Raw genomic sequence first — 22,756 nt, 5'->3', positions numbered from 1 at the left:
TAAGGTAATCGCCATGTTAGCTTTTTTAAAAAACAATCCAACAAAGAAACAAATCACATGGATTAAGGCCTTTGTATTTACCGTATGCCTTATTCCATTAGTGCGCTTAATTTGGCTAGGCGTTGCAGATAACTTAAGTGCCAATCCAATCGAGTTTATCGAACGTTCAACTGGCTTCTGGGCACTATTTATGTTACTGGCAACGCTCACATTAACGCCCATTCGCTTACTCACAGGACGAGCATGGCAAATACAAATGAGGCGTATGCTAGGCTTATTTATGTTCTTTTACGTGTGCTTACACATTATTACTTACTTGTGGCTAGACTTTGCATTCGATTGGCTAGACATCACTAAAGACATCGCCAAACATCCTCGCATTCTTGTTGGTTTTGCGGCGTTCGTATTAAGTGTTCCATTAGCCTTAACATCTACTAATAGCATGATGAAACGCTTACGTGAGCGCTGGAAACAACTACATCAATTGGTCTATTTAATAGCTATTTTAGCTATAGTGCATTTCTGGTGGCTAGTTAAGAAAGATATTCGAGAACCGCTTCTATATGCTTGTATATTAATAGTTTTACTCAGTATTAGAATCTATTATAAATATATAAAAGCCGCAAAAGTAAGTAGTAAAGTTCAGATAAACAGTCTTTAGTTTTAATTTTTTGTAAGTCATTTTAATTTTCCGCGACTAATGATTATAGAAACAAATAAACATTAACAAGGGACTTAATATGACTACAACAAACTTAATCTCCAGCGGTTTAAATTTATATAAAGCTGGTATCAACCAACTAAATAATCTAGCAGAAAGTGTACCTCAATTATTTTTAAGATTGCTACTGGCATGGGAATTTGGTGAATCTGGCTTTGAAAAACTACACGGCACCAATTGGTTTGCAGATTTAGCTTTTCCATTTCCATTCAATTTATTACCACCTGATATTAGTTGGGGCATCTCAACATTTTTTGAGATTACAGGCGCGTTTGCGCTAGCATTTGGTTTTGCCACTAGATTTTTCTCAATATCGTTAATGATTCTCACCATAGTTGCAATCTCAGCCGTGCATTGGCCTGAACATGTAAGCAACTTAAGCGAGCTACTCAAAGGTTACAGAATCGTTGACGAAGATGGCGACGGATTTGGTAACTACAAATTACCACTTATTTACCTATTGATGTTTTTACCATTGCTGTTTGGTGGCGCAGGTAAGTTGAGTGTTGATCACCTAATTAATAATAAATTTAATTAGACTTTAAGTATCAGTTATCAGAATAGTGGTGACTGATACTTAAGTTATTAGATAATCTATTATTACATTTAATTTAACATAATATACATTATACGAAGTAAAGATATAATCACTTCGGAATAGTCCTTAGCGTATTAGCTACTCTCCACGCAGCATTTTCCATTTATTTTTAAATGCGTAAATAATTAATCCATAAATGGTGAGAACGTAACAAAACTTAGTGATGCTGACTTGTTATAAGTTTGCGCAGACTTTCGTCATCTGTCTAACATTTAAGCTGTATTTGCTGGCACCTTGATGCGATAATATTTCATGGTTTCTATTCACAACAAAAATTCTGTTTTACTAGCATCAAATGAGAGCGATGTTTCTTCTTGGATTGAATCTTTATCGAAGTGTTTCTCGACCACTGATGTTGAGTTAATTCGTCTTGCCTGCGATCTAGTTACTCCGCTCTATGCTGGTTGTACTGAACTGACAGGTACGCCACTATTGCAGCATGCACTGGGAGCGGCGACCATCCTCATCGACATGAACATGGATGTGGAAACCATTGCCGCAACGATACTACATGCTGTACCAGAGAGGCTCGTTGATTGGCGTACAGCGCTGGAAACTCAATTCGGCTCCAATATTGTTGGCTTGGTTGAAGGTATTTCACGTATGGAGCAAATTCAAGCATTCAGCGAGATTGAAGGCCTGCATGACCCTGACTTGAAAAATGGTGACCACGCGCAGCAGGTAGAGAGCTTGCGCAAAATGTTGTTGGCAATGGTGCAAGACATCCGCGTCGTTCTGATTAAGCTGGCTGAACGCACGCATACTTTGCGCTGTTTATCTGGAGCTAGCCCTAGCCAGCAGAAGCGAATTGCACAGGAGAGCAAGGGAATTTTTGCACCGCTGGCCAACCGTCTTGGTGTGTGGCAGATTAAATGGGAGTTGGAAGACCTCTCGCTACGTTATCTAGAGCCTCAACTCTACAAAGAAGTAGCGAAAATGTTGGATGAGCGACGCGTCGACCGAGAGCAATACATCATTGATGTTGTGAACCAACTAAAATATGAACTGAGCCATGCCGAAATCAAGGCTGAAGTCACTGGACGCCCTAAACACATTTATAGCATCATAAAGAAGATGAAAAGTAAGCGCCTAGATTTCAACGAGCTTTATGATGTGCGTGCGGTGCGGATTTTGGTGGACGAAATTAAGGACTGCTACACTGTATTGGGCATGATTCATAACTTATGGCAGCCTATTCCTGGTGAATTCGACGACTATATCGCGCGACCTAAGAGCAACAACTACCGTTCTTTGCATACTGCCGTTAGCGGACCACGCGGATTGGCGTTGGAAGTTCAGATTCGCACTGTTGAGATGCATCAGCATTCTGAACTGGGCGTTGCAGCCCACTGGCGTTATAAGGAAGGCGGTAAATCAGACGCTAAATTCGACGAGAAAGTCGCTTGGTTGCGCCAGATATTGGCATGGAAAGACGAAGTTGCCGACAGCGGCGATTTACTGGAGCAATTTAAGAGCGAACTGTTCCAAGACAAAGTCTACGTGCTGACGCCGCAAGGCAAAGTAATTGATCTGCCCGCAGGCGCTACCCCTATTGATTTTGCCTATACCTTACATACTGATTTAGGGCATCGCACGCGTGGCGCGAAAGTGGATGGAAGCATCGTGCCTCTCAACACGAAGCTACAAAACGGTCAGCGCGTAGAGATTCTAACGTCAAAACATGGCTCACCTAGCCGCGATTGGCTTAATGCTACGCTTGGTTTCCTGCAAAGTCCGGGTGCTCGTGCCAAGGTTAGGCACTGGTTCAAATATCAGCATTTCGAAGAAAATACAGCGCAGGGTCGTGCGAAGTTGGATCGCGAGTTGCACCGTGCCGGCGTAGGAGCCATTAATCAAGAAAAAATAGCGCAGAAACTACAATTTCAGAAACTTGAAGATTTTCTGGCTGCCATTGGGCGCGGAGATATCAGCGAGCATCAAATTGCCCTCGCTATTCAGGGTGAGGTGGCTCCAAAAGCTGAGCAAACGGACACACCAATCGCTCCCAGACGCATTTCAAATGTAAAATCTCAGACTGAGATCGTGATTGAAGGTATCGGTAACTTACAAACCAGCACAGCCAAATGCTGCAAACCTATGCCTCAGGATGTCATTGTTGGCTACCTCACGCGTGATCATGGGGTAACGATTCATCGTAAGGCATGTACGTTTATCGCACGATTACCAGAGGAACGGCACGATCGCGTGCTCAATGCCCAGTGGGGTAACTCTCAGAGTGTCCGCTCGGACGTGGATATCGAAGTGGAAGCACATGACCGTCAAGGCCTGCTTCGAGACATCAGCGACCTATTCGCTCGTGAAAAAATCAACGCCACCAAGGCCAACACGATGAGTAGGAATCATCTGGCGTTAATGCAGTTTTCGATCGAGATCTCTGATTTGGAACAACTAAGCCGCCTACTGGGCTTGATACAGCAGGTGCCAAATGTTATCGCAGCACGGCGGCGATAATCTATGATTTGATTTTGATTACTTTATAGTACGAATTTTGCTAGAGGCTAAGGCCGCCGCCGCAGTTCTTGTTTCTACGCCTAACTTAACAAACACATGCTCTAGGTGTTTATTTACGGTGCGTGGGCTGGAGCCAAGAATGTCACCAATATCGCGGCTGGTTTTACCTTTGGTGGCCCAGTACAAAACTTCTGACTCTCGGCTAGTTAACTTAAATATCGTCATCAATGCCTCTATCTGCGCTGCATCAGACTCTTCTCGCAGCAAAATTACCCACTGCTCACTATCGTTAAGTTCTGCTGGAACAAAGTTCAAACGCCCTCTTGGTAAAACAATTGTCAAAAGTGGTATATCAGCTTGCGTTTCTCGAGCGAGTGATACTTTTTCAATCCAAGATAATACTTGTGGCGGCGTTTTGGATTGATAATGTGCATAATGCTCTGGAAAATATCGCTGCATCCATTCTCTTGCTAAAGGCGTTTGCCATACAACCTTGCCATTACTTGGTGTAATCGCAACAGCAGCCTGACCGAATGCGTCTAAGGCCCCACGCGCCTGATTCATCAAGCGCGAAGTTTGCATGTGCGCATCTATTCTTGCTAGCACTTCTATTGCACGTATAGGCTTCGTAATATAATCAGTTCCGCCCGCCTGAAACGCTGCAACCACATGTTCAGACTCAGTGAGCCCTGTCATGAAAATGATTGGAATATGACGAGTATTAATGTCTGCTTTTAGCTTTCTGCATACCTCAAAACCATCCATGCCAGGCATGATAGCATCGAGCAATATAATGCCAGGTTGCGCTTCTATCGCAGCCACTAGAGCAGCCTCTCCATTATTAGCGACTAATACAGTAAATCCTGATTCATCCAATGCATCATGTAACACTGCTAAGTTATCGGGCACATCATCGACAATGAGCACAATAGGCGCACCGTCTCTGCTTGGCTTAAGGTTACTCATAGGTGTTAATCTCTTCCACAAATTTCTTCATGGCAGCTAACTGGAATTGTTGTGCAAACTTTCTCATCGCAATAGCAAATACTTTATATTCGACATCTAAACTCTCTATTTCATCAATTTTTTTAGAAATACCCCGAACATACCCTATTTTCATTAACGCTAACAACTCATCTAGATAGATTTTAGGTGGTGCAACCAATACAGGCGTAAAGTTTGGCTCTTCGACAGGCAATAGCTGATTTTCTGACGCGGTAATCCATTCTAAATTAAGTTGTTTACCTAGCCAATCTAACAACTCAGATAGCTCTACGGGTTTTAATATAAAGTCTTCAGCACCTATGCCTGCAGTGTTTTCTAAGCCTTTATCGAAGGCATTAGCCGATACAATACCAATTGGCACATCAGACTGCCGTACTTTACGTATGACATAACTGGCTTCCCAACCATCCATCATCGGCATAGCAAGATCCATCAAAATTAAATCAGGATTAAATACTGTATGTTGTTCAAGACACTCCAGACCATTGGCAGCTTCGGCCATTTCAAAACCTAGCGGCTGGAGCAGAGTGACTAACATTTCTCTATCAATATACTCATTATCTACCACCAGTATTCTCTTTCTTGTGCCTACATAGCCAATACGCTGGGCGGCTAACACTGCTTCTATTTCTTGGGTTTTGTGTATTTGTGGTAAGAATAACTTAATTTTAAATATGGTACCCTTCCCTACCACGCTGTTCACACTGATTTCACCGCCCATTAATTGCGTTAACAACTTGCTAATAGTGAGACCCAAACCAGTCCCCCCTATTCTATCGTTGGCAGCTGCGCTACCTCTTGCAAATGGCTCAAATACAGAATCAATTTCATGGGTTTGTATGCCAGGGCCAGTATCTTCAATCTCAATTTGCACTAGTTCACGTGCATACTGCACCCGGAAAACTACGCCGCCATGTTGCGTAAACTTGACCGCGTTACCCAAAATATTAATGAGTATTTGACTTAAGCGCTTTTGGTCGGCACGCACCATTTTTGGCAGCTCGCTTGTCACTTCATAGGCAAAATTAATACCTTTGTTACGCGCTTGCAATTCAAACATGCTGACTATTTGTTTAATAAATTCTGGGAATCTCAATGGCTTGATATCAAAAGTAAGTTTGCCGCCTTCGATACGTGCAATATCGAGCGTACCTTCAATGAGTGATAGCAAATGTTCGCCGCTGCGACGTATCACACGTATCGCTTGTAAACGACTATCTGGAATAGACGTATCGTTATCTAACAATTGTGCGTAGCCTAAAATGCTATTGAGTGGCGTGCGTAGTTCGTGGCTAATACCGGTAATGTAGCGACTTTTAGCTTGGTTAGCTTGATCTGCAACCTGTCGTGCTAGTTGAAGCTCAGCATCGGTTTTTTGATGTAACTCTATTTCACGTTGTAATAAACCTGTCTGACGGTTAGATTCCTCTTGCGCCACACGCCTACTTTGACCAGTCAATACCAACCACCAAGCAATAATGGCACTTGCAAACACAAGTGCAGAAAATATCTTCAAATAGCCAGAACGTAATTGTGGCAATAAGCTAGCGGCGGTTTGCGCCAACACTTGGCTTTCATGGTAATAAATTAGCCATAGCAAGGTTGCTAAAAAAGTTAAGGTAATACTCATCAAAAGTAAGTAGGCACTTAAACCAGAATTCAGATAGGTCCAAAGCGTTTTAGGTAATACTTTCTTTAGGGTAGCTTCCCATTGGGTAGAAAATTTGGCATCAGGCTTGCAAGCATCATTACAACGTGCATCTAGGCAACAGCATAGCGAACAAATAAAGCCTTGATATGCTGGGCAATGCGCCATATCTGGCGTTTCATATTCGCGCTCACAAACGGTGCATTTAGCGATACGGGTTGTTGGGCTAAATACAATTGGTTTGCGCGCAATATAGTATTTACCCTTAGTAAGCCAAGCAATAATTGGCGATGCAATCAATGCGGTAAAAAGTGCGATAAAAGCAGAAAATGCTTGAGGTACAACGCCAAAAACACCTGAAAACGCAGTGATAGAAAACAACGAAGCCAATAGCATAGCTCCCACGCCTACAGGATTAATATCGTACAAATAAGCGCGTCTAAATTCAATGCCCTTCGGGCTTAAGCCAAGTGGCTTATTGATGACTAAATCAGCCACGACAGCCGCAATCCATGCAATAGCGATGTTTGAATATAAAGCCAATACCTGCTCTAAGGCTTTAAATACATCTAACTCCATTAATACGATTGCGATACTGGCATTAAAAACCACCCAAACCACGCGGCCTGGATGGCTATGTGTTAACCGAGCAAAAAAGTTAGACCATGCCAGTGAACCTGCATAAGCATTGGTCATATTAATTTTAACTTGGGAAATCACAACAAATAACGCCGTCATACCCAAAGCTAATTCTTTTGAGCTAAATAAATACTGATAACCCACTAAATACATTTGCGTGGGATTAGTTGCCTGTAGAAATGACATGTCACTTTGAATGACGAGATAAGCCAATAAAACGCCCGCTGCCATTTTTATCATGCCTACAAATACCCAGCCAGGTCCAGCCGTCAGCACGCCCAAATTCCACCGCCAACTATTTTCAGGTGTTTTTTCTGGCATAAAGCGAAGAAAGTCTACTTGCTCACCAATTTGGGGAATTAAAGCCACCCCTACTGCAGTTGCAGCACCAAATAGAAGCAGATTAAACTCCCCCCGCTCGCCAGATGCACCCGCAAAGAGCATCATGCGTGAGATGACTTCTGGGTCTTGATACATGATTGCAATAAAAGGCATGCACATGAGTATCAGCCAAACAGGTTGTGTGAACATCTGAATTCGATTGATTAATGTGACGCCATGAATCACAAAAGGAATGACGACCAGGGCGCTAACTAAGTAACCGAGGTAGAGAGGTAAATGAAAATATAGCTCTAGTGCATAAGCCATAATGGCGGCTTCTAATGCAAATAAAATAAACGTGAAAGAGGCGTAAATAAAAGATGAAATAGTGGAGCCAATGTAGCCAAAACTAGCGCCACGGGTAAGTAAATCCATGTCTAGGCCATATTTAGCCGCATAAAAGCTAATAGGTAGCGCGGTTAAAAATATAATGACGCCCACAGCTAAAATCGCCCACAGCGCGTTTACTGCGCCATAATTAACCGCGATAGTGCCGCCAACGGCCTCTAAGACCAGAAATGAAATGGCGCTTAAAGCAGTATTTGAAACGCGAAAAATTGACCACTTACGGAATGATCGAGGTGTAAAGCGAAGGGCAAAATCCTCTATAGATTCATTCGCCACCCATGTGTTGTAGTCCCGGCGTATTTTAATGATGCGCTGTGTTGGCTTGGCATTTTCTGGCGGTGCCAATGACAAATTATTAGGGTTCAATTCAACATCCGATTGCATCAATATTCATAAAGTATATTGTTGTAAGCAACAAACGTACCTTGGGAGGATATCTCCCTCATATGTTTAAAACTAGATGCTTAAAACCTAAGGCAGATAAATATCTGACTAAGCTAATAATAAGTAGCCACCTACCAACAGCAATAACCAAGCTAAAGAGTTGTTAAGCACATGAACCATCTTTACGCGCTGAGAAGCCATCAAAAGGCCTAGACTATGCAGCATAGCCGTTGCGAATAACATTCCACCTAACGCGGCTGAACTTGATTGTGATTGAAGCTCTATACCATGCGCCAACCCATGAAATAAGGCAAATAAAGCTGTAATGCTCAATTGCATCATCTTGTTCATCGGTAAACTCATCATCAACAGTACGCCCATCGCCATGACACTGGCGGCAATCGCGGTTTCTGCGTAGGCGAAATTTAAACCTGATAAACCCAATACAGCACCCGTCGCCATGATCGCGACAAATGTCAGCGGCAGCTGCCAGCGTGCTTTTCCACCCAACTTAGCGGCCCAGACACCAATTGCCAGCATCACCAGTAAATGATCCCAACCTGTGAATGGGTGCATAAAGCCTGCATATGCACCGTCTAAACCGTGTCCTGGATGTGCGCTAGCGATGCCAGAAAACAATGAAAATAAAGCCGCTATTGTGATTTGTTTTTTCATATCATTACTCCTAAAGCATTAAGCCTTGCTTTTCAATAAATTTAACGATTTCTTCTAAACCTTGCCCAATTTTTAAGTTAGTAAAAATAAACGGGCGCTCACCTCTCATACGCTTTGCATCTCTGTCCATCACTTCTAAAGAAGCGCCAACCATAGGCGCTAAATCAATTTTATTGATAATAAGTAAGTCAGACTTAGTAATGCCTGGGCCACCTTTGCGTGGAATTTTTTCACCCGCGGCAACATCAATCACATAAATGGTTAAGTCTGAAAGTTCTGGGCTAAATGTTGCTGCCAGATTATCACCACCACTTTCAATAAACACAATATCTAGCGCCTCAAAACGTTCGCACAATTGCGATACTGCCTCTAGGTTCATGGAAGCATCTTCACGAATCGCGGTATGTGGGCAACCTCCAGTTTCTACGCCAATAATGCGATCTGGCGTGAGCGCTTCATTGCGCGTTAGAAACTCGGCATCTTCTTTGGTGTAAATATCGTTAGTGACCACGGCAATATTATAAACATCACGCAGACGCTGACACAAAGCCAACGTTAAAGCCGTTTTGCCTGAACCGACAGGCCCGCCTATGCCCACACGTAAGGGTTCTGATTGAGTATTGGGTTTAATTTTTGTAGGAATCATGATCTGAATAATCGACTATATTGGGTTTCATGGCGACACCCAGCAATGCTGAGGCCGGGAACAAAGTTACTGATTGCAAAATCGTCTAAACACATCGCTTGTGCGACACATTCTGGTAAAGACTCTCCTATTTCCAGCAGGATTCTTTGCCCTGCCACCTGTCCAAGCGGCACAGCTTTCATGGCTGCACTGACTTGATTTTCAACCCAAGACCAAGCGTAGGCATGTAACAAATCTTGTGCAGAAATATGCCAATGATAGGCAATTCCTGCATATATTGTAGGAAAAGCTGGGGTTTCGAGCGCATTGATTTTTTCTAGAAACTCTAATGGTAACGACCCAACATCATTTAATAAGCGACGCAGTGAATAGCCCATTTGACGGCTCTCTGCTAGCGCTTCAGCGGTATCACGGCCAGCTTGAAATTTTGCATCCCAGTCACTCATAGCAGCCATATCATCAGCCTGCCAAGCTTGGTATATGCGATATAAAATTGGTAGTTCATAACGCTGCTGATAGATATCTAGCACATCGGCTATCCAAGTTTTAGCGCTTGCTTGATGATACACATCACCGCACTCAATGGCCCATTCTAAGCCTTGTGAATAGCTGTAAGCACCGACTGGCAACATAGGGCTGGCAAGTTGCAGTAAACGGCTTAACGCAATATTGGGTGCAATATGAGTCGCGATATTCGATGGCTTAAGCATTTGGTTTCAACCGTTTAGAGGGCAAACGCTGATAATTGTCATCATCCCCATCATGTCTGTGACCGCCACCGTAGGCGCCAGCTTCAGGCTCAAATGGAGCATTTTGATCTGTAGTGGTCATGCCCAAACCCACTAACATTTCATTTAACACGTGATCTTGCTCCAATCTTAGCCAACCGTCACCCACTTGCAAGGGTACATGCCGATTGCCTAAATGATAAGCAGCGCACATTAAGGCTTGAGGCGTTTTGGCGGTGACATCGGTAACGGCTTGTGGTGCAGCAACAATTTCTACGACATAGCCATCTTCGGTTTCAAGTAAATCACCTCCACGCATGATAGTTCCACGATCAAGCAATAATGCGGCTTCACGACCTGATGATAAAGTCACACGTAAGCGACTTCTTTGGCGTAAATCAAAAGGCAGCACCAATTGATCATCGACTTTGCTTTGCTGAAAGTGACCAAGACGTTTGTTAATATTAATCATCAAATAAACCTAAAAATAAACCCAGAATAGACCTAGAATAAGAAGTAGCGCTGTGCCATCGGCAAGATACTTGCTGGTTCACAAGCAAGTAAAATACCATCAGCTCGAACAATATAGGTTTCAGGGTCTACATCAATTTTTGGCATATAGCCGTTATGTATCATGTCTACTTTTCTGACCGTTCGGGTGCCTCGTACAGGTACTAGCGTTTTATTTAAATTAAGCGCAGCCAAAGCCGGATTGTGCAAAGCCGCTTGCGAAACAAAAGTGACGGAGGTTTTAAGCCCACCACCATAGGCGCCAAACATTTGGCGGTAATGCACTGGTTGTGGCGTAGGAATAGATGCGTTCGGATCGCCCATCGCAGCCGCCGCTATCATGCCGCCTTTTAGAATAGTGGAAGGTTTCACCCCAAAAAACGCTGGTCGCCACAGGACTAAGTCCGCTAATTTCCCAACTTCTATTGAGCCTACGGTATCGGCAATACCATGCGTAAGTGCAGGATTAATCGTATATTTGGCAATATAGCGTTTCACACGAAAATTATCATTGCTAGCTGAATCTTCAGCTAGGGCGCCACGCTGTATTTTCATTTTATGTGCAGTTTGCCAAGTCCTAATAATCACCTCCCCCACGCGCCCCATGGCTTGCGAGTCAGATGACATCATGGAAAATGCGCCTAAGTCATGCAAAATATCCTCCGCTGCAATGGTTTCGCGACGAATACGACTTTCGGCAAAAGCAATGTCTTCTGCAATGGCTGGGTCTAGATGATGGCAAACCATGAGCATATCTAAATGCTCATCAATAGTGTTGACCGTAAATGGGCGTGTAGGGTTAGTAGATGACGGCAGCACATTAGCGTAACCAGCCGCTTTAATAATATCTGGTGCATGACCACCACCCGCGCCTTCGGTGTGAAAGGTGTGAATAGTGCGGTCTTTAAAGGCTGCAATCGTGGTTTCCACAAAGCCAGATTCATTCAAAGTGTCAGAGTGAATCGCTACTTGAATGTCCATTTCTTCAGCCACATTCAAGCAGTTATCAATCGCTGCTGGCGTAGTGCCCCAGTCTTCATGCAGTTTTAAACCAATGGCACCAGCTTCAACCTGTTCACGCAATGGCTCTGGCAAGCTCACATTACCTTTACCTAAAAAGCCCAAGTTCATCGGAAATGCATCAGCTGACTGCAACATACGGTGAATATGCCAAGGGCCTGGTGTACAAGTAGTAGCAAAAGTCCCTGTGGCTGGGCCTGTGCCACCACCCAACATGGTTGTCACGCCAGACATCAAAGCCTCTTCGATTTGTTGCGGACAGATAAAGTGAATATGTGTATCCACCCCACCTGCTGTCACTATCATGCCTTCGCCTGCAATAATCTCTGTGCCTGCGCCAATTGCAATCGTCACAGCTGACTGAATATCAGGGTTGCCCGCTTTACCAATCGCGGAAATTCGCCCATTTTTGATACCAATATCAGCTTTAACAATACCCCAGTGATCAATAATCAATGCGTTAGTAATGACCGTATCGGCAACGTCTTTAGCACAAAGTTGGCCTTGACCCATACCATCACGAATGACTTTACCACCGCCGAATTTAACTTCTTCACCATAGAGTGTGTAATCTTTCTCTACTTCTATCCAGAGTTCGGTATCGGCTAAGCGCACTTTATCGCCCACTGTCGGACCAAACATCTCGGCATAGGCACGCTTGTCTATGTTTATACTCATGGTTTTACGCTCATTTGAGTGACCCCATCACTTTACCGGCGAAGCCATATACTTTTCTTTCGCCAGCCAGCGCCACTAACACTACTGTTCGCGTTTGACCCGGCTCAAAACGGACAGCCGTACCTGATGCAATATTTAACCTAAAACCATAAGCCGCTTGTCTATCAAAACTCAAAGCTTCGTTAGTTTCAAAAAAGTGATAATGCGAACCGATTTGTATTGGTCGGTCACCCATATTAGATACGTCAATTGTCACAGTGGCTCTGCCAGCATTTATTGTAATGTCACCGTTAGCGATTTTCATTTCACCTGGAATCATTAGAGCTGCCTTTACGGAATTGGATGGTGAACGGTGACAAGCTTAGTGCCATCTGGAAAAGTTGCCTCGATCTGAATGTCCGGAATCATCTCAGCAATTCCTTCCATCACATCATCACGTGTCAGCAAGGTTGTGCCGTAGCTCATCAACTCTGCGACGGTTCTGCCGTCGCGCGCACCTTCCATAATGGCGGCTGAAATAAGAGCAATCGATTCTGGATAATTAAGCTTTAAGCCTCGCGCCTTGCGACGTTCTGCAAGTAAGCCAGCAGTAAAGATGAGAAGTTTATCTTTTTCTCTAGGGGTTAATTCCATACATTCAATTCCATGCAAAAACTCTCTTTTTAATCGGCATTAGTCTATTATTGTGCGGGCGCAAGTTACTTTTTAAAAAATCTAGGTGTTCCAAATTCTCGGCCTTGTCGCCTCGAGGCCTGCATACCACGGACGTAAAATCTGCCATAACGACTCAAAATATTGCCTTGCACATTGTGCTGATTGACCGATATATCTTGCAGAAAAAATTTCTGGCATCGTAGTCACACCATATCTGGCCTGCATATCTAAGGCTAATTTAGGCTGTATTTCTCTACATGCCGCTAGTACCTCATCTGGAACTTTACCTGCAGCAATCACAAAACTTGCTGATACTGCATTACCGTGTAAACCCACTATCGATTGCATGACCTTATGCTCAGGCTTCAAAAAGCTAAGCTCATTCCAAATCAACTTGCCATTTCGACGAATACTTAAGTTTTGATGCAAGCTACCCGTTTGCCATACTTCTTTTTGCGCTTGGCGACCAAAACATAGTATTTCCCAACCAGCATATTTAGCTTCAGCGTCTAAACTCACTTCAGCGCTAAACTTAACTTGAGCGCCATCAAACAAAATATTCTCTTGTGGTAACCATTCAAAACAGGTGTTCCCCCCAAGATTGAACTTCAAATACTGGCAGGCTTGTTGCCCATTGGCTTTATACCACTTACCTGCGCCGGGCGTCGTGAGTAATGCAAACGCCCCTTGATTAAGACTCACGTTAAGCGTGAGTGAGTCTCCGCCAGCTACGCCGCCCGGTGGATGCACCACGATGCCATGACACACAGCATCACCTTCTGGGTGCAAAGATTTTTGCAACACCAGTGGGCCTACGTGCAAGTTTTTAGCTAAATAACTGCGGTTAATTCGTTTAGAAAAATCTAAACTTAAGCATGCCTCCCAGCGCTTGAGTGCAGGCTGCGCTTGAGCTACTGGGCTAGTGCTTTGTAATATTGTTGCGTCATCCATCACTCCATGATGCCATAAATTTTTTGCATAAAATATTTTAAACTGACAAATAACCTTTAATTTTAGCGGCATCTACATTATCGCGAGTATCTTCATGAATGAACTTCCCTTTGTCTATCACAATAATGCGATCTGCAATTTCCATGGTAAAGCTCAACACTTGCTCGGAAACGATAATGGTGATTTCTCGCATTTTACGAATCTCATTCAAGACTTTAGCGATGTCTTTAATGATAGACGGCTGGATTCCTTCAGTTGGTTCATCAAGCAACAATACTTTAGGATTAGTCACCAGCGCCCGAGCAATCGCGAGTTGCTGCTGCTGTCCCCCAGACAGATTACCGCCCTTGCGTTTACGCATGTCGTATAACACAGGGAAGAGCGCATAAATATCTTCTGGAATCTCACGCGTTTTAGACTTTTCTAACCCTGTTTCAATGTTTTCTTGCACTGTCATATTAGGGAAAATCATACGTCCCTGTGGTACATAAGCTAAACCTTTGGCAACTCGCTGGTAGCTATCATTCCCTTCTAAGCTAACACCGTCGACAACAGCTTTTGTTGTTTTGCTTGGCAAAATACCCATCAGTGATTTAAACAGCGTAGTTTTACCCATGCCATTACGACCCATAATAGCGAGCGTTTCATTTTTATTAGCGGTAAAGTTAAGACCATGTATCACTTGGCTTTGACCATAGCTTACTTGCAGATTTTCAATTTCAAACATATCAAGTTTCCTTAATGGACTGGATTAATGGTCTGGACTTAATGTCCAAGGTAAACTTCAATCACTTTTTCATCTTCTTGTACCTGATCCATAGGACCTTCAGCCAAGATTTTTCCTTGATGCAGTACGGTAACTTTGTGAGCGATTTTCTTCACGAACTCCATGTCATGCTCAATCACCAATACTGAACGGTTATTGCTTATTTTGTTAAGCAGCTCAGCCGTTTGATCACGCTCTTTAGCACTCATTCCAGCTACGGGCTCATCTAACATTAGCAACTGAGGATCCTGCATTAACAGCATACCTATCTCTAACCATTGCTTTTGACCATGGCTCAATAATGCAGCTTCCATGTCTAAGAAGTTAGTGAGCATGATTTCTTCTGCAATTTTAAATACTTGCTCTTTCACTTCAGCAGTACGTTTAAAGAATAGGCTACCCCAAACGCTACGTCCTTTAGGATAGGACACCTCTAAATTTTGATACACCGAAAGGTTTTCATAAATTGACGGTGTTTGAAATTTACGCCCCACCCCTTCGCGAACAATTTCATGCTCTGAAAGCTTAGTGAGCTCTTTATTCATAAACTTGATAGAGCCGTTAGTTGATTTAGTTTTGCCACAGATTAAATCTAATACTGTAGTTTTTCCTGCGCCATTTGGCCCAATGACGACACGAAGCTCATTTCTATCTATGTACATTGTCAGATTGTCGACCGCTTTAAAGCCATCAAACGATACCGTTAAATCTTCAATAGCTAGCACAAAGTCTGTATTACTCATGCTTTCGCTCCTTCAATGTTAGTCACATCAATCTCATTCACTGCTTTTTTACTACCCTCATTTTTTGTTGAATCAATGATCGCTGTAGCAGAAGTCAGGCTAGACTTTTTTTTAAAGACATTAAGCTTATGGCTATATTTAGCCCATACACCAGCTAAACCGTCTGGGAAGAACATCACAACAGCGATAAACAATCCACCCATAATGAAGAGCCAAAGCTCTGGATAACTTTCTGAAAAGAATGTTTTACCAAAATTCACAAATAACGTACCGTAAACCGCACCAATTAAAGATGCCCGACCACCCACCGCACAGAAAATCACCATTTCAATGGATGGGACAATACCTACAAAAGATGGCGACATAAAGCCAACCTGAAGTGTAAACATGGCGCCGCCCACCGCTGAAATCATCGCGGCTAGACAGAAAATAAATATTTTAAAGTTTGATACGTCGTAACCAGAAAAACGTACTCGCTCTTCTTTATCACGCATCGCTAATAACAACATACCGAATTTACTGTTTAACACATATTTTGAAAGCAAGATTGCACCAAACAACAGAAAGCCATTGAGGTAATACAAAATGTATTTCGCACTGTCGTTACGTGTATCCCATCCCCAAACAGTTTTAAGGTCAGTAATGCCATTCACACCACCGGTAAAGCCTTGCTGACCTACGATCAAAATGCTTAATATAAGCGCAATCGCTTGCGTGATGATCGCGAAGTAAACACCGCCTACGCGACGTTTAAACATTGCAAATCCGATTAAGTAAGCAAACAAAGCGGGGATTGTCAGTATGATGAGTATCGTCAATGGCAAGCTCTTGAACGGCTCCCAGAACCAAGGTAAGGAAGTGATTTGATTCCAATCCATAAAGTCAGGAATACCAGGGGTTGTTTGTATTTTGGTAGTAATAGGGTCTGATGCCTCAAGCTTCATAAACATCGCCATACCATAGCCGCCTAAACCAAAAAATATGCCTTGTCCCAAGCTTAGAATACCGCCATTACCCCACAGCAATACCAAGCTCACAGCTACAAAAGCGTAAGTGAGGTATTTGCCAACCAAATTTAACCTAAAGATATCTACGCCTAGCGGTAACGCTACAAAGATAATTGCGGCAAGTACTGCTAACCCAACCAGCCCTTCTTTGCCACCTACTAATTTACTTAAGGATGCGTTCATGTTGATTCTCCTGTCTGTTTACTTACGAAGCTTAGAAGCAAACAAGCCTTCTGGTTTCATCATTAATATGCCAACAATCACTAATAAGGTAGAAACCTTACCCATAGAGCTGGTCATAAAAAATTGCAATATAGATTGCGCTTGCGCGATACCAAATGCTGAGGCAATCGTACCCATCAAGCTAGCTGCGCCACCAAACACCACCACCATGAAGCTATCTACAATATAAAGCGTGCCTGTTGTGGGTCCGGTAGAGGCAATCGTGGTAAATGCAGCACCTGCAATCCCGGCGATTCCGCAACCTAATGCAAACGTCACACGGTCTACTTTTTGCGTATTGATACCCACTGCGCCAGCCATTACACGGTTTTGAACCGTTGCACGTACTCTGAGACCCCAGCGTGAGCGGTACATAAACATGTAAACACCTGCAGTCACAAACAGTGCGAGCACCATGACAAAAACGCCGTTAATCGGGATGTCAATATCAGGCGTTGGCTTGAATGAACCCAACATCCATTCAGGTAATTCGGCACTGACTTCTTTTGCGCCAAAGGTCGAACGAAATGATTGCTGCATGACTAAACTCAAACCCCATGTCGCCAATAGCGTATCTAGCGGGCGCTTGTAGAGATGCCGAATCATAATAAATTCAATAAAATATCCCAACGCAAAGGCCAGAATAAATGCCAAAATAATGGCAAAAACAAAGTAATAGTTCACAAAACCATACGTCGTTGCGACTTTAGAAAGCATGACTGTGGTGTATGCACCAATGGTCATAAATTCACCGTGCGCCATATTGATGACGCCCATCTGCCCAAAAATAATGGCTAGGCCAAGTGCCATCAGCAGCAATACAGTAAACATACTCAGGCCAGAAAAGCCCTGCATTACCATGATATTGCCTATATCTGCCATCGAATATCCAAACATACGGCCTCCTACTTAATCGCTACTAAGATAAAAACTGCTTTAACATTCAGATGGCAGCAGCTTATTCAATAAGCTGCTGCATCTTTCAAACTAACTCACTATTATTGATAACCTTTTGGAAATGGATCTGGTTTGATGTAAGCCGATGTATAAACAATTTTGGCTTGACCATCTTTTTCCCATTGACCAATACGCAACTTGGTTGTTAAGTGATGGTTTTTCTCAACAGTCACAGGACCTTCTGGCGCATCTTTAAATACATAGCCAGGTAATGCTGCTTGTACTTTATCTACATCAAAACTGCCTGCACGCTCAACAGCAGCTTTATAAAGCCATGGGCCTAAGTAAGCAGCTTGAGTTACATCACCAATCACAGATTTATCACCCCATTTTTTCTTAAATGCGGCAACAAACGCTTTGTTTGTTGGTGTATCTAGAGATTGAAAGTACTTCATCGCTGAGTAGAAACCAGCTAAGTTTTCACCACCAATGCCTAATACTTCATCTTCAGTCACAGAGATCGTTAACATGGTTTGTTTACCTGAATTCAAACCTGCTGCATTTAATTGTTTGAACCATGCAACGTTACTGCCACCAACCACTGCTGCGTAAATCACATCAGGTTTTTTCAGTTTGATTTTATTAATCACAGAACCAAATTGCGTGTCACCTAAAGCGATGTATTCTTCACCTACGACTGAACCATGCAAATGCTGCTCAATATGTTTACGTGCGATTTTCATTGAAGTACGTGGCCAAATGTAGTCAGAACCGATTAGGTAGAAAGTCTTAGCTTTTTTCTCTTTAGCAATCCAATCTAACCCAGCAAGAATTTGCTGTGTCGCTTCTTGGCCTGTGTAGAAAACGTTTTTAGATTGCTCTAAACCCTCGTAGAAAGTTGGGTAGAACAATAGACCATTTTCTTTTTCAAACACTGGCAATGCCGCTTTACGTGATGCTGATGTCCAGCAACCCATGACCGCAGCTACTTTGTCTGAAGCGAGTAGTTTTTTTGCTTTTTCAGCAAAAGTTGGCCAGTCTGATGCGCCATCTTCTTGAATCACTTCAATCTTACGGCCCAAAATACCACCCATGGCATTAATTTGCTCAATCGCTAACTTCTCAGCTTGAATAGAGCCTGTTTCACTAATGGCCATCGTGCCTGTAGCAGAATGTAAGATACCAACTTTAACTGTCGTGTCTGTTACCGCTAGACCCGTAGTCATCACTTTGGCTGTTGAAGTATCAGCAGCCAAAGCTGTGTTAGTTAAGATACCTGCTGAAAGCAGTGCCGCAGCTAGAGCGCCACCAACTTTCATAAAGTTACGCCTATTTAAAGTACTCATCACTCTGTCTCCTCATTTAAAAATCAAAAAAACCACAATTAAAATAAAACTAAACTCACCAACTTTTTACTAAGTTTTTATAGTGCTTTTGCACCAATTAAACAGCGCTCTTGCACTAATTAATGCGATAACATCCAAGGTCTTGCTGTCTTTTTAGTTTGCATTTGCAAAGCCGCTTTGCCTGTTTCTGGGTTCACCTTTGTGCTTGTTTTGCACGTGTGAGAACCAGCACAGCCACAACTTGAACGTTTTGCTACTTTCGGGTCATGCGCAGATTTTTCATTTCGTTCATGTGCTACACGCTGTGTTCTATCCATTACCGCTAAGCGAGGCGCTGAAAGAATGCGTGGGCTTTCGCAACCACACTCTTCACAAAACGCTGGCTCACTAGACTCACTCATTTTTCTAAGTGCAGTAAAAACACCGCAGGTATCACATTCATATTCATACACTGGCATGCAAATGCTCCTTAGCTGGTTTTAGCGGTATCAATGCCTTGTTTCACCATGACTTTTGGCCCATCCGCATTTGGCTTCATATCGAAGTCGAATATCTCCGTTGGTAGCCATAAAGTGGCACAGGCGTTAGGAATATCCACAATGCCGCTGATATGACCTTCTACTGGCGCAGTGCCTAAAATAGAGAGGGCTTGTGCGCCGGTGTAGCCAAATTTCTTCATATACTCAATGGCGTTTAAACAAGCTTGGCGATAAGCCTCATTCACATCCAAGTAAAGCTGCTTGCCCTGCTCATTTACTGAGATACCTTCAAAAATGATGTAGTCTTTATAAGTTGGCGTAAGCACGCTAGGTTCGAAAATTGGGTTTTTAATGCCATATTTCTTCACGCCATCTTTAATTAAACTAACTTTGATGTCTAAATAACCTGCCATCTCTATAGCGCCACAGAACGTAATTTCGCCATCGCCTTGTGAGAAGTGAAGATCGCCCATAGAGAGGCCGCCATCTTTGACATACACAGGGAAATATACTTTTGAACCTTTGGTTAGATTTTTGATGTCGCAATTACCGCCGTGCTCACGTGGTGGCACAGTACGGGCGCCTTCTAAAGCTGCTTTTTTAGCTGCTTCGCCAGACATTTTTCCCATCACAGCTGATTTTGGATTTGGCGGTAAAGCTAACTCTGGAACACGGTCAGGTTCAGTTGCAATCAAATCACCTTCACGTTTATTCCATTTATCTAACAGCTCTTTTGAAGGTAAGCAGCCAATTAAGCCTGGGTGCATAATGCCAGCGAATCTAACATTGGGTACGTGACGTGATGTCGTATAAATGCCATGAAAGTCCCAGATAGATTTGCGTGCTTCGGGATACTGGTCGACTAAAAAGCCACCGCCATTTTCTTTAGCGAAAATACCGTTAAAACCCCACTGACTATCTTCAAAAGTACCCACATCTAATATTTCAACGACCATTAAATCGCCTGGCTCAGCACCTTCCACACCAATTGGGCCGCTCAAATAATGTACTTGCGTTAAATCCACATCGCGTACGTCATTAGCACTGTCGTTGTTGCCAATTTGGCCCCCTGTCCAGTCCATACATTCAACACGGAACTCGTCGCCCGGTTTAACCATGGCGATCATAGGTAAATCAGGATGCCAACGATTATGAATCTGGCCTTCCTGCTCCCAAGGTTTTTTATCTAAATCTAATTTAACTAACGTTTTCATTGGCACCCTCCAGCTTATATTTCAATTAAATTCACAAGTACAAGTAAACAAATTTGCACAGTTAAATGCTTCAATCAATACCAACTTGCAGTGATATAGCGTTTTGCAATGGTGTTAGATTAAGGGCTTGGGGGATGGAATGAAATACGTCAAATTGCGTAGGTAATTAACACTTTTATAAGAGAGATTTGTGCTAATTTAATACCAATACTTTAATGCGGAACGATTCAACTCTATGATTAAAAAACAACTTCTAATGGGTGCTGTTTTATTAACAATATCCATCAATACAATGGCTGTGGAATGGGACTCCATCATTAAGAAGGCCGATTATGAGATTTTTGTCGACATCGATTCTTACAATGTTGCGAGTGGCTTTCCTTACTTTTTAACTAAAACTATTTTTAAAAATAACCAATCATTGACTAGCAACAAAAGATTAATCAGCTATCAATATGTAGTTAAAAACACCCTGTTCAATTGCAAACAACCCTTATTCAAGGTCACTTCAATTGACTTTTATAGCCAGAAAAATAAATTATTATCGTCAGAAAAATTAACACCTGAATTTAGGCCTATTTCTTTTGGTTCAGATGAATATGCCGTTGCTCAACTCGCCTGTCAAGTTCATCAAATGGTAGGTGGTCAATAAGGCTAATAGTCTTTCATAAACAGTGCAATGCAAATAGAAAAGGCGCAGCAACATAAAACGTTACCGCGCCTTAGCATTATCTTAGGAGATAAATACTGGTTTAAAACTGAAACTGCATAGAAACATTAATCGCGTTTACATTGCTTGCACCATCTGTTTTTGTATCTGAATAGACAGCCGTAATTAATGCGTTGTAAGGCGCAATGACGTAATTAGTGCCAACTTCGTATTTTTTTACATCAATATTGGTATCTGGCTGAAATGTTTGATAGCGAACAAATGGCATAAACTTGCCCCAACCCACTGCTTCATTAAACAAGTAAGCTGCACCAGCTGAGTATGCATTACCTTGCTCACTCAAGAATACGTCGTCAGTATCGTAGTCATAGTAAGCCGCTTCTAGTGAAGCTGTACCTGGACCTACATCTTTTTTCTCTAATAAGAAATCAACACTGTATGAGCTGTAATCACCAGCTTTAGTTAAACTAATAGCACCATCAGATTTCTGTCTACCCGCAATACCAACAGCTAAAATATCTGCTGCGCCAAAATAGTTCCCTGTTCCATAGTAACCTGGCTCAGCATCCCAGAAATCAACCTGTAGTCGACCTGCATACATGAGTTTGTCATCAGCATTGAGTGCTTTTGCCGCTGCACTAGATTGTGATTGAGCGCCTACACCACTAAATCTAAAAATATTTTCGCCTTCAAACGCACCAAATGAATAACCGATTTTGTTATCCATGGCACTACCAACGATTGCAACACCTTCATCACGACCAATAATGCCGCCGTTCCAACCGTAGCGTGAGGCGATATTAGACCAATATCCACCACCCATTGAGTAATACGGCCCAGCCATGTTAGCGCGATCACTAGGTGATAAGAATCGACCTGCCCAAATAGCGATTTCTGGTGTCATTTGCAACTGGACGTTAGCATCAATAATTTCCCAGCTTTCACCATTACTTTTTTCAGTATTCAACATACCTTTAATGTATTTGTTAAAAGAACCTGATAAGTACAAACGTGCACTGTCTAAAGTAAAATCGTTTGAACGACTTCCATTAGCGGCAGCATCTTCAACCGAGCTATAACCACCGCGCATACCAAAACCAACACTCACAGATTTATCTTCACCAAATGAAATAGTTCCGCCAGCCTGCGCACTCATAGCTGGTAGCAACAGCGCAGCACTTACAGCAGTTGCTAATAGGCTTGTCTTAAGTTTAAATGTCATTACAACTCTCCATTAATAAAAATATTTTCAGTAGATACAAAAATCTATCGCTTTGATCTGTAGTTTTGGTGGGATATTTCTGCATCACCTTTTAAAACATGTTGCTAGATTAACGAGACTCTAATGACTGTG

At 42.7% G+C, this 22,756-nt stretch carries 22 protein-coding genes; 4 read left to right on the top strand and 18 right to left on the bottom strand.

The genetic code is table 11. From position 1 onward, the window contains the following. Positions 1-13: 13 nt before the first annotated feature. The 3 genes from M301_RS07000 (at position 14) to M301_RS06990 (ending at position 3,791) form a co-directional block, all read left to right on the top strand. On the top strand, positions 14-661 hold the full coding sequence (locus M301_RS07000; RefSeq protein ID WP_013148072.1) for a protein-methionine-sulfoxide reductase heme-binding subunit MsrQ: 648 nt from the start codon (positions 14-16) through the stop codon (positions 659-661). 79 nt (positions 662-740) lie between these two features. Continuing rightward, positions 741-1,259, top strand: a complete 519-nt coding sequence (locus M301_RS06995; RefSeq protein WP_013148071.1) for an HvfX family Cu-binding RiPP maturation protein — start codon at positions 741-743, stop codon at positions 1,257-1,259. A gap of 312 nt (positions 1,260-1,571) precedes the next feature. Further along, on the top strand, positions 1,572-3,791 hold the full coding sequence (locus tag M301_RS06990; protein ID WP_013148070.1) for a RelA/SpoT family protein: 2,220 nt from the start codon (positions 1,572-1,574) through the stop codon (positions 3,789-3,791). A gap of 18 nt (positions 3,792-3,809) precedes the next feature. On the opposite strand, the gene M301_RS06985 is transcribed toward M301_RS06990, so the two are convergent. From M301_RS06985 to fmdA, 17 genes are all read right to left on the bottom strand, one after another. Continuing rightward, entirely contained in the window at positions 3,810-4,757 is a 948-nt protein-coding gene (locus M301_RS06985) for a response regulator transcription factor (protein ID WP_013148069.1), read from the bottom strand. After that, the gene (locus M301_RS06980; RefSeq protein ID WP_013148068.1) at positions 4,750-8,196 is read right to left on the bottom strand and encodes a hybrid sensor histidine kinase/response regulator; all 3,447 of its coding nucleotides are present in this window, start codon (positions 8,194-8,196) and stop codon (positions 4,750-4,752) included. Before M301_RS06980 ends, M301_RS06985 begins: the two co-directional genes overlap by 8 nt. Positions 8,197-8,304: 108 nt before the next feature. Further along, entirely contained in the window at positions 8,305-8,871 is a 567-nt protein-coding gene (locus M301_RS06975; RefSeq protein ID WP_013148067.1) for a HupE/UreJ family protein, read from the bottom strand. 10 nt (positions 8,872-8,881) lie between these two features. Next, positions 8,882-9,517 (bottom strand): urease accessory protein UreG, encoded by a 636-nt coding sequence (gene ureG / locus M301_RS06970; protein ID WP_013148066.1) that lies wholly within the window; start codon positions 9,515-9,517, stop codon positions 8,882-8,884. After that, positions 9,514-10,227, bottom strand: a complete 714-nt coding sequence (locus M301_RS06965; RefSeq protein WP_013148065.1) for an urease accessory protein UreF — start codon at positions 10,225-10,227, stop codon at positions 9,514-9,516. Before M301_RS06965 ends, ureG begins: the two co-directional genes overlap by 4 nt. After that, entirely contained in the window at positions 10,220-10,717 is a 498-nt protein-coding gene (ureE, locus tag M301_RS06960) for an urease accessory protein UreE (RefSeq protein ID WP_013148064.1), read from the bottom strand. The genes M301_RS06965 and ureE overlap by 8 nt, the downstream gene beginning before the upstream one ends. 32 nt (positions 10,718-10,749) lie before the next feature. Then, on the bottom strand, positions 10,750-12,453 hold the full coding sequence (gene ureC / locus M301_RS06955) for an urease subunit alpha (RefSeq protein ID WP_013148063.1): 1,704 nt from the start codon (positions 12,451-12,453) through the stop codon (positions 10,750-10,752). Between the two features lie 10 nt (positions 12,454-12,463). After that, positions 12,464-12,772, bottom strand: coding sequence for an urease subunit beta (locus tag M301_RS06950; protein WP_013148062.1), 309 nt, complete (start codon positions 12,770-12,772; stop codon positions 12,464-12,466). A gap of 11 nt (positions 12,773-12,783) precedes the next feature. Further along, the gene (gene ureA / locus M301_RS06945) at positions 12,784-13,086 is read right to left on the bottom strand and encodes an urease subunit gamma (RefSeq protein WP_013148061.1); all 303 of its coding nucleotides are present in this window, start codon (positions 13,084-13,086) and stop codon (positions 12,784-12,786) included. Positions 13,087-13,167: 81 nt separating this feature from the next. Then, positions 13,168-14,058 (bottom strand): urease accessory protein UreD, encoded by an 891-nt coding sequence (locus M301_RS06940; protein ID WP_013148060.1) that lies wholly within the window; start codon positions 14,056-14,058, stop codon positions 13,168-13,170. Positions 14,059-14,095: 37 nt separating this feature from the next. Further along, positions 14,096-14,785, bottom strand: coding sequence for an urea ABC transporter ATP-binding subunit UrtE (urtE, locus tag M301_RS06935; RefSeq protein ID WP_013148059.1), 690 nt, complete (start codon positions 14,783-14,785; stop codon positions 14,096-14,098). 38 nt (positions 14,786-14,823) lie between these two features. Then, entirely contained in the window at positions 14,824-15,567 is a 744-nt protein-coding gene (gene urtD / locus M301_RS06930) for an urea ABC transporter ATP-binding protein UrtD (protein WP_013148058.1), read from the bottom strand. Further along, entirely contained in the window at positions 15,564-16,757 is a 1,194-nt protein-coding gene (gene urtC, locus M301_RS06925; RefSeq protein WP_013148057.1) for an urea ABC transporter permease subunit UrtC, read from the bottom strand. The genes urtD and urtC overlap by 4 nt, the downstream gene beginning before the upstream one ends. A gap of 18 nt (positions 16,758-16,775) precedes the next feature. Continuing rightward, positions 16,776-17,693 (bottom strand): urea ABC transporter permease subunit UrtB, encoded by a 918-nt coding sequence (gene urtB / locus M301_RS06920; protein ID WP_013148056.1) that lies wholly within the window; start codon positions 17,691-17,693, stop codon positions 16,776-16,778. Between the two features lie 101 nt (positions 17,694-17,794). After that, a complete protein-coding gene (gene urtA, locus M301_RS06915) occupies positions 17,795-19,039 on the bottom strand; it encodes an urea ABC transporter substrate-binding protein (protein WP_013148055.1) in 1,245 nt (414 codons plus the stop codon). A 119-nt stretch (positions 19,040-19,158) separates the two neighbouring features. Next, a complete protein-coding gene (locus M301_RS06910) occupies positions 19,159-19,497 on the bottom strand; it encodes an FmdB family zinc ribbon protein (RefSeq protein ID WP_013148054.1) in 339 nt (112 codons plus the stop codon). Positions 19,498-19,508: 11 nt separating this feature from the next. Continuing rightward, a complete protein-coding gene (fmdA, locus tag M301_RS06905; protein ID WP_013148053.1) occupies positions 19,509-20,732 on the bottom strand; it encodes a formamidase in 1,224 nt (407 codons plus the stop codon). A gap of 235 nt (positions 20,733-20,967) precedes the next feature. Between fmdA and M301_RS06900 the strand changes: the two genes are divergently transcribed. Beyond that, positions 20,968-21,384 (top strand): surface-adhesin E family protein, encoded by a 417-nt coding sequence (locus tag M301_RS06900; protein WP_013148052.1) that lies wholly within the window; start codon positions 20,968-20,970, stop codon positions 21,382-21,384. Between the two features lie 100 nt (positions 21,385-21,484). Here M301_RS06900 and M301_RS06895 read toward each other — a convergent pair whose 3' ends face one another. Further along, positions 21,485-22,624 (bottom strand): hypothetical protein, encoded by a 1,140-nt coding sequence (locus tag M301_RS06895; protein WP_013148051.1) that lies wholly within the window; start codon positions 22,622-22,624, stop codon positions 21,485-21,487. Positions 22,625-22,756: the final 132 nt, after the last annotated feature.

The organism is Methylotenera versatilis 301 (genome assembly GCF_000093025.1).
Classification (GTDB): domain Bacteria; phylum Pseudomonadota; class Gammaproteobacteria; order Burkholderiales; family Methylophilaceae; genus Methylotenera; species Methylotenera versatilis.
Note: the sequence above shows the minus strand (reverse complement) of the source record. Positions and strands in the feature narration are given on the sequence as shown.

Excerpts from the sequence above, each read along its gene's own strand:
- M301_RS07000 (WP_013148072.1), top strand. The coding sequence starts at position 14 with ATGTTAGCTTTTTTAAAAAACAATCCAACAAAGAAACAAATCACATGG.
- M301_RS06995 (WP_013148071.1), top strand. The coding sequence starts at position 741 with ATGACTACAACAAACTTAATCTCCAGCGGTTTAAATTTATATAAAGCT.
- M301_RS06990 (WP_013148070.1), top strand. The coding sequence starts at position 1,572 with ATGGTTTCTATTCACAACAAAAATTCTGTTTTACTAGCATCAAATGAG.
- M301_RS06985 (WP_013148069.1), bottom strand. The coding sequence starts at position 4,757 with ATGAGTAACCTTAAGCCAAGCAGAGACGGTGCGCCTATTGTGCTCATT.
- M301_RS06980 (WP_013148068.1), bottom strand. The coding sequence starts at position 8,196 with ATGCAATCGGATGTTGAATTGAACCCTAATAATTTGTCATTGGCACCG.
- M301_RS06975 (WP_013148067.1), bottom strand. The coding sequence starts at position 8,871 with ATGAAAAAACAAATCACAATAGCGGCTTTATTTTCATTGTTTTCTGGC.
- ureG (WP_013148066.1), bottom strand. The coding sequence starts at position 9,517 with ATGATTCCTACAAAAATTAAACCCAATACTCAATCAGAACCCTTACGT.
- M301_RS06965 (WP_013148065.1), bottom strand. The coding sequence starts at position 10,227 with ATGCTTAAGCCATCGAATATCGCGACTCATATTGCACCCAATATTGCG.
- ureE (WP_013148064.1), bottom strand. The coding sequence starts at position 10,717 with ATGATTAATATTAACAAACGTCTTGGTCACTTTCAGCAAAGCAAAGTC.
- ureC (WP_013148063.1), bottom strand. The coding sequence starts at position 12,453 with ATGAGTATAAACATAGACAAGCGTGCCTATGCCGAGATGTTTGGTCCG.
- M301_RS06950 (WP_013148062.1), bottom strand. The coding sequence starts at position 12,772 with ATGATTCCAGGTGAAATGAAAATCGCTAACGGTGACATTACAATAAAT.
- ureA (WP_013148061.1), bottom strand. The coding sequence starts at position 13,086 with ATGGAATTAACCCCTAGAGAAAAAGATAAACTTCTCATCTTTACTGCT.
- M301_RS06940 (WP_013148060.1), bottom strand. The coding sequence starts at position 14,058 with ATGGATGACGCAACAATATTACAAAGCACTAGCCCAGTAGCTCAAGCG.
- urtE (WP_013148059.1), bottom strand. The coding sequence starts at position 14,785 with ATGTTTGAAATTGAAAATCTGCAAGTAAGCTATGGTCAAAGCCAAGTG.
- urtD (WP_013148058.1), bottom strand. The coding sequence starts at position 15,567 with ATGAGTAATACAGACTTTGTGCTAGCTATTGAAGATTTAACGGTATCG.
- urtC (WP_013148057.1), bottom strand. The coding sequence starts at position 16,757 with ATGAACGCATCCTTAAGTAAATTAGTAGGTGGCAAAGAAGGGCTGGTT.
- urtB (WP_013148056.1), bottom strand. The coding sequence starts at position 17,693 with ATGTTTGGATATTCGATGGCAGATATAGGCAATATCATGGTAATGCAG.
- urtA (WP_013148055.1), bottom strand. The coding sequence starts at position 19,039 with ATGAGTACTTTAAATAGGCGTAACTTTATGAAAGTTGGTGGCGCTCTA.
- M301_RS06910 (WP_013148054.1), bottom strand. The coding sequence starts at position 19,497 with ATGCCAGTGTATGAATATGAATGTGATACCTGCGGTGTTTTTACTGCA.
- fmdA (WP_013148053.1), bottom strand. The coding sequence starts at position 20,732 with ATGAAAACGTTAGTTAAATTAGATTTAGATAAAAAACCTTGGGAGCAG.
- M301_RS06900 (WP_013148052.1), top strand. The coding sequence starts at position 20,968 with ATGATTAAAAAACAACTTCTAATGGGTGCTGTTTTATTAACAATATCC.
- M301_RS06895 (WP_013148051.1), bottom strand. The coding sequence starts at position 22,624 with ATGACATTTAAACTTAAGACAAGCCTATTAGCAACTGCTGTAAGTGCT.